This is a genomic window from Flavivirga spongiicola, from assembly GCF_030540825.1.
In the GTDB taxonomy this organism is placed as follows: domain Bacteria; phylum Bacteroidota; class Bacteroidia; order Flavobacteriales; family Flavobacteriaceae; genus Flavivirga; species Flavivirga spongiicola.
This window is the reverse complement of record NZ_JAUOEO010000001.1, coordinates 4123609-4139818: the sequence shown is the minus strand read 5'-3', so window position 1 is coordinate 4139818 and position 16210 is coordinate 4123609. Positions and strand designations below refer to the sequence as shown.

Below are 16210 nucleotides of genomic sequence, written 5' to 3'. Positions count from 1 at the left end.
AAATAATTATCTTAATAGTACTATGGCAGAAGTAATTAATATTGAGGCGATAGAAATTGCTATACTAGACCGAGAATCTAAAAAAGCAGTACTTATGGCAGATTTATTTGGCTCTACATATACGATATCATTTTGTGTTAGATAGTATACAGGAGAGTTAAATAGTTCTTTATTTGTTAAATCAATTCTAGTATATGTTTTAGTGCCATTAAAATCTCTAATAACCAACACATTTTTTCTTTTTCCCTTAATAGCCAAATCACCTGCCATGGCAATGGCTTCTAGAAGAGAGATTCGTTCGCCAGAAATATCGTATCTACCAGGTCTATTCACTTGACCTAAAACAGAAATCCTAAAATTTAAAATTCGGATGTTTACTATTGGGTCTTTAAGGTAACCTTCAGAAAGTTTTTCTTTAATCAAGTTTTTAGCTTCTTCAACTGTTAAACCTAACAGTTTGATTTTACCTAAAACAGGGTAATCTATATTACCATCTATATCAACTAAATAATCAACAGGCTCTGAATTTCGTGTTTCAGCACCACCTTTTAGTAAATTAAAAGGTCTAACGGCATCTAGATTAAATGTAGAAACATAAATGCTTACAATGTCATTTATCTTGAATTTTGGAGTAAAAGTATCAGTATCTACAATAGTTTCAAAATCCTTAGCATTCTGAAAGTATACGACTTTTTCACTAGAACCACATGATACTAAAAACGTTGCAACTAATATGTATATTATGCCAATTTTCTTTCTGCTTAAACTTAAAATCATATTTATGTTTGGAGCTTATTTTATTAATTATTTTACAGATTTAAAAATATTTGAATCCTGTTTATTCTCATTAATTCCTTTTGCTTTTTTATAAAGATTAACTCTTTTATCGAACTTTTCGTATTCTGAATTGTTCGATTTATATTCAGGAATCAAACTTTTCATTTTCATAACAATATTATTGTTTTGGAAACGATTTGTAATACAAAGCTCTTCTATTTCAGATTTTACTCTGGCATAATCTAATTCTCTCGTTTTACTTATTAATATCTTTTTATGATAGGTTGACAAGGTGTTCTCTCCATTTGCCAACAATTCTTCATATAATTTCTCGCCAGAGCGAAGTCCAGTAATTTTTATATCAATGTCTTCTGGGTATCTTAGACCTGATAATTTAATCATATTCTTAGCAAGATCGTAAATTTTCACCGATTCTCCCATATCAAATATAAAAATTTCCCCACCTTTACCCATGGTCCCTGCTTCAAGTACGAGTTGAGATGCTTCTGGTATGGTCATGAAATATCTTGTAATATCCTTATGTGTTAAGGTTAACGGGCTTCCATTTTCTATTTGTTTTTTAAACAATGGAATTACAGAACCGTTAGAACCTAAAACATTTCCAAAACGTGTCGTGATAAATTTCGTTTTACTTTCTTTTTGGAGACAGCTAATATACATTTCGGCCATTCTCTTAGTCGCTCCCATAACACTAGTTGGATTAACCGCTTTATCTGTAGAAACAAAAACAAACTTTTTCACATTATAACGAGAAGACGTATCTGCTAATAGTTTTGTACCGTTAACATTTATTTTTATGGCTTCATAAGGAGATTTTTCCATTAACGGAACATGCTTATATGCTGCAGCATGAAATACCATTGTAGGTTTGTGCGTTTGGAAAATAGAATCAATTCTTAATCCATCTCTTATATCTGCAACAATGGCTGTGTAATTATGCTTCCCATCGCGTTTTAAATCCTGTTGGACATCGTACAATGCTGATTCTGCCTGATCAACTAAAACCAATTGCTTTACATCAAAATTAGAAAGCTGTTTAACCAGTTCACTACCTATAGAACCTGCTGCTCCAGTTACTAATACTGTTTCCCCTCTAAACTCATTCAATAAATTAGGATTATCAATTTTAATTGGAGGACGCCCAAGTAAATCTTCAATCTGTACTTGCTTTATCTGTTTAGTATTTAATTCTCCATTAATCCATTGCTCAATTGGTGGTACCTTAGTAACTTTAACATCAGAATCTACCAAGCCATCAACAAGTTTCATTAATTTACCGTTATCCGCATTTTGATCAGCTACAATTATTTCGTCAATATTATTTGAATCAACATAATTTCCATTCAAACGATTGTAAGACAAAATGGGTACGCCATTAATAGATCTTCCTTTTTTCTTAACATCATCATCAACAAAAGCGATAATATTAAAACTTGTTCTTGCGTTATTCAATAAGGCATTATAAGTTGCTATTGCTGAGTCTTCTATACCGTAAATAAGCACTCTTTTTGTTAATAATAATTTACATTTTAAATGCTTATAAGTCATTTTAAAAAGTAGTCTGCTTGCACTAAGCACTACAAAACTTAATAATGCGTGCATAACTATTATTGAAAGAGGAATGGTAAACCCTGGTAATACATCAGCAAACCTATTGAACAAAACAACAGCAACACATGTAAAAGACATTAACACTATTGATTTGAATACATTTACTACATCTGTAAATCCAGTATGTCTTATAACACTTTTGAACGATCCTACAACTAAAAAGCTTATAGCAGCTAAAGCTAAAATAAATGGAAGCTGAACTAAAAATTGAGTTAAATCAAAGCCAAGCGTAAAATTAAACCTTATAAAATAAGCCATAAAGAAAGTAGCAAGAATTGACACTAAGTCAATACCAAGTACTAACCACTTAGAAGCATATTTTTGAGAGTAATAAGCGAAGTAATTATTTATCATGAACTGGGTTTTTATTAATTATACTAACAATTCTTTCTAAGTCATTTTCACTTAGGTTTGATCCACTAGGCAGGCAAAGACCTTTTTCAAAAAGTTTTTCCGACGTTCCATCCGTAAAATGTAAGCAATCTTTAAAAACAGGCTGCATGTGCATAGGTTTCCATAGAGGTCTAGATTCTATGTCATCTTTTAATAATTCTAATCTTATGCTTTCTCTTTGTTCAAATGAACTCGTTTCAACACAAGTGATCCATCTATTTGAAAAGAGGTTTTCAGGCTCTTCCAAAAAAGAAATGTTATTATTCTTTGATATATTCTTTTTATAATATTCGAAATTTCTTCTTCTGGCATCCACCCTATCATCAAGCACTTCCATTTGTCCTCTTCCAATTCCGGCTAAAACATTACTCATCCTATAATTAAAACCTATAGACGAATGTTCATAATGGGGTGCATTATCTCTAGCCTGAGTAGATAGAAAAACAGTTTTCTTTTTCAAGCTTTCAGTATTTGCAATTAAAGCACCTCCACCAGATGTCGTTATTATTTTATTTCCGTTAAATGATAAAATACCAATATCAGAAAGCGTTCCACAAGCTTGACCAAAGTATGTGCTTCCTAAAGCTTCAGCACTATCTTCAATTACAGGGATTTCATATTTCTTAGCAATGGCATTTATCTCATTAGCTTTATATGGCATACCATATAAATGTACTGCGATTATGGCCTTAGGCTTTTTGTAATTCTCAATTCTGTCTTTTATTGCTATTTCTAGTAATTCTGGAGACATATTCCAAGTATCAGATTCACTATCAATAAATACAGGAGTTGCTCCCTGGTAAATTACTGGGTTAGCAGAAGCTGAAAATGTAAAACTCTGACATAAGACTTCGTCCCCTTTGGAGATATCCAATAATTGCAAAGCAATATGTATAGCAGCAGTTCCTGAACTTAATGCCGCAATGTGTTTGTTACCCCCTAAGTAATTTGTTAAATCATTTTCAAAACCATCAACATGAGGTCCTAATGGAGCAATCCAATTAGTATCAAAAGCATCAGCAACAAATTTTTGTTCTGAACCTCCCATGTGAGGTGATGATAAATATATTTTAGTTTTGGTCAACATCTAAAAGTTTTATAATTTCAGTTTATTGCATAAAACACCTGTACAACTTTTTATGGTCATATTATTAAATACAATTATTTTTTCTGAATGATTCCCCTCTTTGCTCATAAAACAAAATTAATTCCCCATTATTAGCTTAAATTAAAATTAGTATTAAATGATTTTTAAAATATTAATTATTAATCTATTTGTATTTCCTTTATTATAGATTAAGTAATTGAGAGATTTTGAAAATATTTTTATTTTATCTTTTAATACAATTAAATCAATATGCTATTAATCAATTCAATTTGTGTTTTACGGTGTAAATTTAGTAATTGTTTTAAAGCAACAAGATTAGATTTAGGTTAATTCGCTAAAAGAGTAATTAAAATCGGTTAAATACACATCTATTTTAATTCATAGTTAAACTTTGTAGATTATCGATTGTCAAAATAAGAATCTGAAGCTAAACTGATATTAATTAATTCATAAACCTTCTAAAAGAAGTGGAACCTCTTTATCGATTATATATGTGAGTTTAGCATTTTTTTGCAATTAATAATAAACGATGTGTTTTATTTGGATAATAATTTAGGTTTAACATTAAATTCGTTATAAAATGATTCTTCAAACACTTAAACTAATAAGAATACATCATTGGGTAAAGAATATTGCTGTTTTTTTACCTGTGTTTTTTTCAGGGCAGTTTATTGAAATATTTGATGATAACAGTATTTATAAATTGGTTATTCTTTTCTTTGCATTTTGTTTTGCAAGCTCAATAATCTATATTATTAATGATTCTATAGATGTAGATAAGGATAGATTACACCCTGTTAAATCTCTACGTCCAATTGCTAGCGGTTTTTTTACAAAAAAACAAGCTTTTTTTATCGCTGGTGTTTTTTTCATAGTATTAAGTTATTTTTTATTCTTATTAGAAGATTCTATATGGTTCGTCGTTAGTTATTTTATCTTAAATATTTTGTATTCGTTTAAATTAAAAAATATTGCTATAATAGATGTTACATGTGTTAGCTTAGGTTTTTTGCTTCGTATACTGGCCGGAGGATTTGCTATAGGTGTTATAGTTAGCCAATGGATGACTATAATTGTTTTCCTATTAAGTATGTCAATTGCTTTTGCCAAGAGAAGAGACGATTTAACTATCAAAAATGATAATACTATCTTAAGAAAATCACAAAGTGGCTACTCTATTGCTTTTATTGATATTGCAAAAGGCATTTGTTTTTCAATAACATTAATTGCTTATATAATGTACTCCATTTCGACAGAAGTTATTGAGCGTTTAGGAACGGATAAATTATACACCACTTCTCTTTTTGTTTTTATTGGTATCATGAGATATTTACAAATATCTGTTGTGGAAAACAAATCCGGATCTCCTATAAAAATTTTAAGTAAAGACATCTTTTTACAATTAGTATTACTGTGTTGGATTTTACTATTTACTTATTTTATCTATTTCTAGAATTATATAAAAATAACTGAACTGATGAGTATTTTAAAGTATTTAGTCAATTTAAAAACACTGTTTTATTTCTTTTTCTCTATATTATTTATTTGGATTGGGATTTATTTGTTTAAGCATGTAGATGGGAGTCATGGTTTTATATTAGGAGATTGGCTCGTAAATTACCATGATGGAGGATTTAAAAGGCGTGGTCTTTCTGGAAGTTTATTCTTTATTCTTCAGGATATTACTGGGTTAAAATTGAAAACATTAGTCTATTCCGGTCAGATGATTTTGTATTTTGCATTTTTTATTTTGTTAGGTAGAATTATTTATAAAAAAACCATTTCACTACTGTTTTTCACCCTCATACTATCTCCTCTTACCTTTATCTTTTATTTTAATGATGTTAATATTATTGGTAGAAAAGAGATTATCTTATTTGTGATTTTCGCTTATTTTATTTATTTGAATGACAGAAAGGAGTTTAAAGGCATAAAAGAATACTCTGTTTATATACTACTTTGTACAGCTACTTTTTTGCATGAGATTTTTATTTTTTACATGCCATATTTTTTAATTGCGCTTTATCTTTTTAACAAAGAAACTAAGGTCAAACAATATGTTTTTCTTTTTCTTAGCGTATTATTACCCACATTCTTAATCTTTTTTGCCGGAGGTCTAATTAATGAAGGAGAGTCGTTGGTAATACTCTCACAACGAGGCGTGGATTTTAATAGTGATAAAATTAATATTTTTGATTTCACTAACACACTTCTATCTAGTCTAGACAGATATAAAAGTGCCCCTGTTAGCTATTCTTTATATCTAGTTTCTTTAATACTTGGACTACTTCATTTTTCATATTATTTAAAGACCGAATCTAGAGAAAACTTCAAAATACTAATCAAAGGTTTCTTGTTTTCTTTAGTATATTCATTGCCTCTTTTTGTTTTGGTTTGCGACTGGGGAAGATGGCTTCAAATTCATTTTATTTTATTACTAGTTATTTTAGCAGCCAAATTACCGCTTTTAACTAATGGAGGAAATAGTTCATTTAAATTTTTTCTAAAAAAGAAAGAACTTGTATTTTTAATATTATTGATTCCGTTTTTTTTCACATGGAGAATTTATCATTTCAAATTTGGATTTAGCCTGGATGGCATGTTTTACTTTGCGATAAAAAAACTACTTGCAATAATATAAGTAAGCGAATTAATTTTTACACATCAAAAATGATTAAAAATATAAATACTATTGCAGTTTTTGATTTAGATGGGACCATAACATCTAAAGACACTTATCTTGAGTTTATAAAGTTTTGTAAAGGAACTTTGTTTTTTTATCTAGGGATAGTAGTTTTATCTCCATTTATTATTTTATTTTATCTAAAGCTTTACAATAATAATAGGTTGAAAGAATGCTTTTTTTCTTTTTTTTTCAAAGGATATAAAGCTTCTGAGCTTAAAAAAAAAGGAGTCGAATTTTCAGAAACAATCTTACCTGCTCTTTGTTATAAATCTGCATTAAACGTATTAAAATGGCATCAAGAGCAAGAACATGATATTATAATATTAACTGCATCATCAGACATTTGGCTAAAACAATGGTGTGCATCTAATAATTATGAGCTAAAATCTACACAATTCGAAACAATAGATGACTGTTTTACTGGTAAAATCAAAGGCAATAACTGCTTTGGAATTGAAAAAAGAACATTCCTTACCGAATATTTGAAGAACAAAAATTATGCCTTTAGTTATGGCTACGGTGATAGTTCTTCTGATAAGCATTTTTTAGAATTAACCAACCAATCATATTTGATGAAGCTGGATTCTGATAATGTAGATAAATACTGGAAAAATGAACATTTATAAGGTAGTATAAAGCATGACATCTTAACTTTTAACCTTTTTATAGATTTTCTAATATTTATATTGTATTTATAAAAAATATAAGCGTGCTTTACAAAAAAAACAAGCATGTGTGGTATATACTTAACTAATATTCCTTATGAAAAAGATCTAATAAAAGAAAAGTTAGAATCAATTTCTTTTAGAGGACCTGATTATACTGGTATAAAAAAAATCAACAATCTTTCGCTTGGACATCTTAGACTTTCTATTTTAGATTTAGATGCTCGTTCTCACCAACCAATGGTATATGAAAATTTGCATATCGTTTTTAATGGAGAAATTTACAACTATAAGGATATAAAAAAAGAATTACTGGATAAAGGCTATTCTTTTAAAACAGAAAGTGATACTGAAGTTCTTTTAATTGGTTATAATGAATGGGGAGAAGATGTTTTACAAAGACTAAATGGCATGTTTGCTTTTTGTATTTATGATGTAGCAAATAATGAGGTTTTTTCAGCTAGAGATCGATTAGGAGTAAAACCATTTTATTATTTCTGGAAGAATGGTGAATTTGAAATTTGCAGTCAGATAAGACCTTTGCTGAAAAACAAAACAGTTGACAAAGAATCTATCTCAATGTTCTTAGATTGCAAGTTTATTCCTAGCCCATATACTGTTATTGAAGATGTTTATAAACTTCCTCCAGGGAATTTCATGAAAATAGATTTAAATTCTAAAGAATTTACAATTAAAGAATATTGGAATTTAAATGATGTAAAAATTAAAAATATTTCTTATGAAGAAGCAAAAAAAGAACTTCATGATTTACTAATTGATGCAGTAAAAATAAGGCTTCAGTCTGATGTGCCGATTGGATCCTTTTTATCCGGAGGTATAGACTCAGCATTAGTATCTAGCATTGCCGCTAAAGTCTCAAAAACTCAAATAAATACATTTTCTATTGGATTTGAAGATCCTAAATTTGATGAAAGTAAAATTGCTGAACAATTTGCTAAAATCATCGATTCTAACCACAAAACAACAATATGTAGTTCTGATGATATTTTAAAACTCATCCCTAAACTAACTGAAGTTTACGACGAACCTTTTGCGGATAGTTCTGCTCTCCCCTCTTTATTGCTAAATCAAGTAACTAGAGAGCATGTAACGGTAGCTTTATCAGGAGATGGAGGTGATGAAAGTTTTATGGGGTACACTCATTTTCATTCCTTAGTAAAAAATAAGAATATAATAAATATACCATACCCAATAAGAAAGTTTTTAGGTAAACCATTTTTTTTAAAATTAATTGGTCAAAATTCTCATAGGGTTAGAAATGCCCTAAAAACAAAGACAAAAAATGACTTTATTGAGAATATTTTCTCTAGAAAAGGCTTTTTGTTAAAAGAACAAAAACAAGACTACATGAAATATTATCAAGGCTACAAAAAATGGTCTGATAATTTTTTACAAAAAGCAGCTGATTTAAATATAAAGCTTTGGCTGGAAAATGATAGCAATGTAAAAGTAGATAGAGCAAGTATGGCCTATTCTGTTGAAGTTAGAAGTCCTTTTCTGGATTATAGAGTTATAGAATTTGCGAGATCTCTTCCTATGTCCTATCGCTATGAATCAGGAAGGCAAAAAAAGTTATTAAGAGATATATTAAAAGAGTATATTCCAGAGGAAGTATTTACACAACCAAAAAAAGGGTTTTCGGTACCTATTGGCAACTGGATGAGAAACGAATTAAGAGAAGAATTTCTTTCAGCCTTAAATGATGATTTTTTAAACTCTGTCCCAAATTTGAATATTTCAAAATTTAAGAAAATACTGAATGAACATATGAACAATGTACATGACCATACCGAAAATATATGGAAACTATATGTTTTAAGCAAGTGGTATAAAGAATTCGGGTTTAGATAATAATTAATTACCCAAACCCGAATTATATAATCTTAAATATTATGTTTGAAGTTTTATTGATTCTTATCAACAGAATTTAAAAATTCTTCTAGGTTAGTGTAACCGTCTCCGTCTTTATCATCATTATTGTCTGGTACATCTGGGTTTGTTCCATACATTGTTTCCCAAACATTAGGCATGCCATCTCCATCAGTATCATAACCTGTAGGTCTAGTATTTATTGGGTTAGAGTTAATTCCAGCTATGAAATTAAGATACATAGATTCTGAAGTCCAACTTCTTACTTGATCATACATTTCATAAGGATGAAATGCCCCTTCTCCTTGATTCATAATATTGAGGTAAAATGTGTCTTGTGTATCGGTATAATAACCGACACTTCCATCTGCGTTTAGGAAAGCATTTGCTCCAACGTTTTTGATAATATCGTTATATGCATCTCTGGCAGATTTTATTGGAAGAGGAGCGCCTAATAATGGGTGTTGTACAGAAGTGAATTGTGAATTAGGTAACAAACCTACGTTTTGAAAGCCACCATTATATTCAGCCCAAAGAACCCTGTTATCAGCATTAGGATCTGTAAAAAAACCTTTATCAATTATATTTCCTGCGGTGTAAATTTGGTGACCATGTGCACTATTTGCAGCATTAACTTGATGTCCCGGATTTGTACGGTTGGATGTATATAAACTTTTTCTTGCTCCTGCCGATCCGTAATTATTAATATGGTTAGTTCGTGTACCATGTTGTAAATAAGTCATTCTATAATGCCAATCATGAGATATATTGTTTATAATATCTATTCGACCAGAACTTGCAGCGTTTGGTGTTCTATGAGATACATTAAAGTATAAACAGTTATGTATAGAATTATCATAGCTATTATTAGGACTATTACTATCAGAGTCTCCAAATAAAGACCCCGTTTTACTTTCGGCTATTAAAAGTCTTTGAAAAGTAATGTTATGCGTGTCTCTTCCTCTTATACTCATAGTTTCATCACCACCATAAGAACCTGATATATGATCTAGTACAATATTTGTGGCTTCATTGTTATCACTAAATATTTCAAACGCATCATTACCAGAATGATAAGGGCGGAATCGTAAATATCTTATTACAATGTTATCAGATGCTGCCATTCTAAGTCTCACAGAAGGTTCGTAGGTAAGCGTTATTCCTCCCTCTGGGGCAGTTTGTCCTGCAATAGTTAAATCACTCCCGCTGATAGTTAACCAAGTTTGTAGCTTAATTATTCCTGAAACATCAAAAACCACAGTAGCTGGTCTAGGCTGATTTACTGCCCAACTAAAAGAACCAGGCCCAGAATCGTTTAAATTTGTAACATGATATACATTACCGCCTCGTCCCCCTGTTGAATAAGCTCCTGCTCCATATGCAGAGGGGAAAGCTTTTAATTCTCCAGCAAAATCATCATCTATTGATTGTTTAGGAGTCACAGTTATAGTTACTGTTGCCGTATCGCATGTTTGTTGAGTTTCTGTATCGCATATTGTATACTCAAAGGTATCAGTACCCTCAAACCCAGTATTGGGTATATAACTTATTATATCATCAATAGGATTATCAGGGGTTTGATTGTTATCTACATCTAGAGAACCATTATCAGGTTCAACATACGTAAAAATAACATTATCAAAACTTATTACATCGTTAGTAAAGAGAGCAATGGGAGTAGATGTATCTTCAATTGTAGTAAATTCATCATTCACAAGAGTAATTTGAGAATCATCTTCATCTTCAGGAGTGTTTACTTCTTCATCTTCAGGGATAATTGCTTCACTCGCAAAAATTTCTTCATTGTTACAGGATAAAGTTGAAAAAAGCATTAGTAGAGAGATAATAAACATCGTTAAACATGCTTTTGCTGTAGGTTTTAAAAAAAATTCCATAATCTATTTGTTAATTGGGGTACTCGTTAGTAATTGATTCAATGTTGACATAAATAACTCAAAAAAATCGTCAAAACGTATAAGATTTTCGACAAAATACGTTTGTAATTTGATTAAATCTGTTTAAGTGTAAGATTTTATCGATAAAATGTTTTTTTGGTTAGTACTCCAATTATATACGATTCAAAATCATTTATGGATTTCAAAACGAAAAACAAAAATAGCAGAAACTCATTAAGAATATTATCATTGTTAATAACTTTCTTATTAAGAACCTTGTAATTGTTAATAACTTTATGGAATCTTGTTAAAATAAGGAAAGTAAACTACTAGTAAAAAAGTCAATAATAAACTTAAAATTTAACAAAAGTTTTAAGTTATGTTTAATGAAGGGGGAGCTTTAGCAGTTATAAATAAACAAAAAAACTAATAAAATGCATCTTTAAATTGATTAGAAAAAATTCTGGCACCTTTTTCTGATAAATGAGTAAAATCTTTCCAATTCCCTATATTTTCATTATCAAGGATGTCTGAAAAATCATAATATTTCACCTCTTTACCTCTAAAATATTCACGAATATTAAACTTGACTTTATTCTTATGCTTAATTAGAGTTGGAGAAGTAAAAAATACTAACCTCGAATTATTTTCTTCACATTTTATAATAATCCGATTAATTAATTCATTTGTAAGTTGATTTGGAGAAGAATTAAATGAGTCATTATGAAAACCATGCAGACTGTCTTTTTCCTTAAGTTCTTTAAAAATTTTGGCTTGTTCTTTACTTGGGTATAGTGGATCATACCCATTATAATTATTAAAATCGTATGTTGGAGCAATATAATTTCTTGCTATGCCCAAAACTTTACCGTTATAAGCATAGCAATTGAATATCTTAGACAAATAATTTTCTTGAGGTAAAAAGTCAAAAATAAATTCATCGATTTTTTTATTTCTTTTTATTAAATTTAATAGAATTGATATATCATCACCCTTGTATTCTGAATCAAATAACATGTCAGGGTCTATATGAATAAATATATTTTGTCTTTTTTTATTTAAAGTAGCTATTAAGGCTGCGCTATAACCAATTTTAGTTCCATCTACTCCCATATTATATGATGAGCTATCTAACAGCCTGTTATCTAAATGATGATTTGCTCTAGAACTACCAAAAACCAATAAATCAACAGAATCTTTTAATAATAAAAACTGATTAACCTTACCTACACTCTGCCCAGTAAAAACTTTCTTGTCGAATGTTTTTATAGCCAAATAAACCACTCTATCTGTTATAAAGAAAACTATGGCTAATATTAATATTAATTTTATTATTTTTTTCATTTAAAATTGAAAATATATAAAGTTACTAGAGCTAGAAAAGAACAAAACAATATTAATTAAAATAAAATTTGAAATAATTATAAAACTTAATGTACTTAACTTAGATCCTAAATTTTCTATGCTCAAATCTTTTTTAAATATATAAACATCAAAAATTAGTGCCAAAATCAAACCGTAAAAAAGCCCTATAAATCTAGCCGAATTACCTACATAAGGCATTAAATATGGGCCACTTAAAAGCTTGGAAAAAATAAGAGTGGAGTCATCAAAACTTAAAGCTCTAAAAAAAATCCAAACCAAACTGACAAGGCAAAAAATAACTAAATTTTTCGACATTGTATACTTTTTAGGTATTAACCCAAACTTTTTTTCTATACTTAAAAATAAACCATGAATTGCTCCCCAAACAACAAAATTCCAAGAGCTACCATGCCATAATCCACCTAATAACATAGTTATAAACAAGTTCCTGTATTGAATTTTAACTCCTTTTTTATTTCCTCCCAGAGGTATGTATAAATAGTCCCTTAACCAGCTGGATAATGAAATATGCCATCTCCTCCAAAACTCGGTAATAGATACAGAAAAATACGGAAGGTTAAAATTTCTTTTAAAATCAAAACCTAAAATTTTAGCCGTACCTATAGCTATATCGGAATAACCACTAAAATCAAAATAAATCTGAAAAGAATATAATACGACAGCCATAACAATACTGGATGCATTATGAATATCGGGAGCATTATAAATTCCATCAATTGTTGCTCCTATAGCATCTGCTACAACAACTTTTCTAAAAAAACCAATAAAAATTTGAAGTAAACCTTCTTTAAACCGGTTTAAATTTAATTGCCTTTCCCGTTCTAATTGAGGAAGTAAATTTGAAGCTCTTTCAATAGGCCCAGCTACAAGTTGTGGAAAAAAACTAACAAAAGTAGCAAATGCAATAAAATTTTTAGTTGGTTTAAGTTCTCCTCTATAAATATCTATTGAATAAGACATAGTTTGAAACGTATAGAAAGAAATCCCAACAGGAAGAATAATATTTAGAGTTCCCATTGACATTTCATATCCAAAAAGAGACCAAAGATTAACCCAAGATTCAATAAAAAAGTTAAAATATTTAAATACGCATAAAAGTCCTAAATTTGATATTAAGCTGATTATCAAAAACAATTTTTTTTTTGATATTGACGAATCAATTCGTATTCCAATATAGTAGTCTAAAATTGTAGAAAATGCAATGAGTGATAAGAACCTCCAATCCCACCAGCCATAAAAAACATAGCTAGCTATAAGCAATAATATATTTTGCCATCTAAAAAGTCTTTTGGGAATTAACCAATATGAAATAAAAACTATTAGAAAAAAAATTAAAAAAGCAACTGAATTAAAAATCATATATTAACTAATAGTTTGTAATTAATTGGAAGCGAATATAAATATATATCCTAGAGATGTTAAAAAATAAGCATTAATTTTCGATGTATTAAGGTATTTTACCAATAAACAGCATTATTAACTAAATTAAGACTTTATTATTTCAATCAATGTCATCGTTAAAAATATAAGTTTCAACAGCTTTTTAGTTTAATATCAATACTATTTTACATCTTTGCTTTATTATTTATAATCATTAAAAAGAAAATAATTTAAGATGAAAATACTAGTAACAGGAGCTGCTGGATTTATTGGGTTTTATACCTCTAAGGCTCTAATAAATAGTGGGCATTCAGTTGTAGGCCTTGATAATATAAATGACTACTATGATATTAGTTTAAAATATAATAGGCTTAAAGAGCTAGGCATTGCTAAAAATGAGGCTAATACTTTTAATAATTTATGTTCAAGTAAAAAGCTTAACAGTTTTTCTTTTGTTAGAATGAACTTAGAAGATAGAGAAGAGCTACCTAAACTATTTAAAGAAGAACAATTTGATGTAGTATGTAACCTAGCTGCGCAAGCAGGTGTTAGATATAGTTTAGAAAACCCAGAATCTTACGTTGATTCAAATTTAGTAGGTTTTTTAAACCTTCTTGAATGTTGCAGAAACTATAACATAAAGCATCTAGTTTATGCAAGTAGTTCAAGTGTTTATGGCTTAAACAAAAAAGTTCCTTTTTCCACAGATGATAATGTAGACAACCCTATCAGTTTATATGCAGCCACAAAAAAGAGTAATGAATTGATGGCTCACACATATAGTCACTTATTCAAAATACCAACAACAGGGCTTCGCTTCTTTACAGTTTATGGTCCTTGGGGAAGACCTGATATGGCGATGTTTTTATTTACTGACGCTATAGTTAACAATAAACCTATAAAAGTATTCAATTATGGGAAAATGGAACGCGACTTTACTTATATAGATGATATTGTTGAAGGTGTTACAAGAATAATAGAAGCTCCTACAAAACAACGAATTAAAAACAATAAATTATATAAGGTATATAATATAGGTAATAATAACTCGGTAAAACTCTTGGATTTTATTAAAGAAATTGAATTGAATTTAGAGAAAGAAGCAAAAAAGGATATGCTACCTATACAGCCAGGAGATGTAGAACGTACCTGGGCTAATGTTGATGAGCTAATCAAAGATTATAACTATAGTCCAAATACATCAATAAAAGATGGAGTTAAGTCTTTTGTCGATTGGTTTAAATCCTACTATAAATAAGACTCCCTTCATCGGAATATTAATGTATTTCAACAAAACCCATGGCGTTTATCGTTAAAATGTACTACTTAATATAATATTAATTTGTCTTTAAAATTTTTTTTTCATATTTGCTGCAATTTAATTAAAAACCCTGATCTAACATGATTAATCAATTACAAGATAAAATAAAAAATAGTAAAGTACTTGTTACTGGTGGTGCAGGATTTATAGGATCTAACCTTTGCGAAACTCTACTAAACAATGGTGCATCTGTTGTTTGTTTAGATAATTTTGCAACAGGCAAAAGAAAGAATGTTGAACCTTTTATGAGTCATCCAAGTTTCGAATTGATTGAAGGTGATATTAGAAACTTAAATGATTGTAAAGAAGCATGTAACAATATTGACTATGTATTGCATCAGGCTGCTTTAGGCTCCGTTCCAAGATCTATAAACGATCCTATTACCTCAAATGATGTAAATGTTTCTGGTTTCCTAAATATGCTTGTAGCATCAAGAGATGCAGAAGTTAAAAGGTTTGTATATGCTGCTAGCTCTTCTACTTATGGGGATCATGAAGCACTACCTAAGGTTGAAGATATCATAGGCAAACCACTATCTCCTTACGCTATTACAAAATATGTTAATGAATTATATGCAGATATCTTTCAAAAATCGTATGGATTAGATACTATTGGTTTACGTTATTTTAATGTTTTTGGGAGAAGACAAGATCCTAATGGAGCTTATGCCGCTGTAATTCCACTTTTCGTAAAACAACTGATCAATCATGAATCGCCTGTTATTAATGGTGATGGAAGCTATTCAAGAGATTTTACCTATATAGATAATGTTGTTCAAATGAATTTGCTTGCCATTACAACAAATAATGAAGATGCATTAAACACCGTTTATAATGTAGCATATGGAGACAGGACGACGCTGCTGGAATTAACTATGTTATTAAAAGAACATCTATCTACATTTGATGATTCTATTAAAAATATCGAAATAAAACATCGTGAAAATAGAGTTGGTGATATCCCTCATTCATTAGCTTCCGTTGATAAAGCAAAACAATTATTAAACTACAATCCTAAATATAATATTAATGACGGCATAAAAGAAGCTGTTAATTGGTATTGGAAACATTTATAAT

Annotated in this window: 12 protein-coding genes; 6 read left to right on the top strand and 6 right to left on the bottom strand. The window is 29.5% G+C overall.

Features of this window, described 5'->3' with window-relative positions; all coding sequences use genetic code 11:
- Positions 1-6 precede the first annotated feature (6 nt).
- From Q4Q47_RS16460 to Q4Q47_RS16450, 3 genes are read right to left on the bottom strand one after another with little or no spacing between them, the layout of a single operon-like run.
- Positions 7-777: a polysaccharide biosynthesis/export family protein gene (locus Q4Q47_RS16460; protein ID WP_303307730.1), complete on the bottom strand. Its 771-nt coding sequence runs from the start codon at positions 775-777 to the stop codon at positions 7-9.
- 27 nt (positions 778-804) lie between these two features.
- Positions 805-2763 (bottom strand): polysaccharide biosynthesis protein, encoded by a 1959-nt coding sequence (locus tag Q4Q47_RS16455; protein ID WP_303307729.1) that lies wholly within the window; start codon positions 2761-2763, stop codon positions 805-807.
- Entirely contained in the window at positions 2753-3889 is a 1137-nt protein-coding gene (locus Q4Q47_RS16450; RefSeq protein ID WP_303307728.1) for a DegT/DnrJ/EryC1/StrS family aminotransferase, read from the bottom strand. Before Q4Q47_RS16450 ends, Q4Q47_RS16455 begins: the two co-directional genes overlap by 11 nt.
- A 601-nt stretch (positions 3890-4490) precedes the next feature.
- On the opposite strand from Q4Q47_RS16450, the gene Q4Q47_RS16445 reads away from it, so the two are divergent.
- The 4 genes from Q4Q47_RS16445 (at position 4491) to asnB (ending at position 9133) form a co-directional block, all read left to right on the top strand.
- Entirely contained in the window at positions 4491-5363 is an 873-nt protein-coding gene (locus Q4Q47_RS16445) for a UbiA prenyltransferase family protein (protein ID WP_303307727.1), read from the top strand.
- 24 nt (positions 5364-5387) lie between these two features.
- Positions 5388-6551, top strand: a complete 1164-nt coding sequence (locus Q4Q47_RS16440) for a hypothetical protein (protein ID WP_303307726.1) — start codon at positions 5388-5390, stop codon at positions 6549-6551.
- A gap of 29 nt (positions 6552-6580) precedes the next feature.
- Positions 6581-7222 (top strand): HAD-IB family hydrolase, encoded by a 642-nt coding sequence (locus tag Q4Q47_RS16435; protein WP_303307725.1) that lies wholly within the window; start codon positions 6581-6583, stop codon positions 7220-7222.
- 105 nt (positions 7223-7327) lie between these two features.
- A complete protein-coding gene (asnB, locus tag Q4Q47_RS16430; protein ID WP_303307724.1) occupies positions 7328-9133 on the top strand; it encodes an asparagine synthase (glutamine-hydrolyzing) in 1806 nt (601 codons plus the stop codon).
- Between the two features lie 53 nt (positions 9134-9186).
- Here the strand turns inward: asnB and Q4Q47_RS16425 are convergent, their stop codons facing one another.
- The 3 genes from Q4Q47_RS16425 to Q4Q47_RS16415 all read right to left on the bottom strand — a co-directional run bounded on the left by Q4Q47_RS16425 (position 9187) and on the right by Q4Q47_RS16415 (position 13449).
- A complete protein-coding gene (locus Q4Q47_RS16425) occupies positions 9187-11046 on the bottom strand; it encodes an Ig-like domain-containing protein (protein WP_303307723.1) in 1860 nt (619 codons plus the stop codon).
- A gap of 426 nt (positions 11047-11472) precedes the next feature.
- Entirely contained in the window at positions 11473-12390 is a 918-nt protein-coding gene (locus tag Q4Q47_RS16420) for a hypothetical protein (protein ID WP_303307722.1), read from the bottom strand.
- Positions 12391-13449, bottom strand: a complete 1059-nt coding sequence (locus Q4Q47_RS16415) for an MBOAT family O-acyltransferase (protein WP_331497746.1) — start codon at positions 13447-13449, stop codon at positions 12391-12393.
- Between the two features lie 598 nt (positions 13450-14047).
- Between Q4Q47_RS16415 and Q4Q47_RS16410 the strand changes: the two genes are divergently transcribed.
- Both Q4Q47_RS16410 and Q4Q47_RS16405 read left to right on the top strand, forming a co-directional pair.
- Positions 14048-15070 (top strand): NAD-dependent epimerase, encoded by a 1023-nt coding sequence (locus tag Q4Q47_RS16410; RefSeq protein ID WP_303307720.1) that lies wholly within the window; start codon positions 14048-14050, stop codon positions 15068-15070.
- A 143-nt stretch (positions 15071-15213) separates the two neighbouring features.
- Complete coding sequence (locus Q4Q47_RS16405; RefSeq protein ID WP_303307719.1) at positions 15214-16209, top strand: SDR family oxidoreductase; 996 nt, start codon at positions 15214-15216, stop codon at positions 16207-16209.
- The last annotated feature ends 1 nt before the right edge of the window (position 16210 follow it).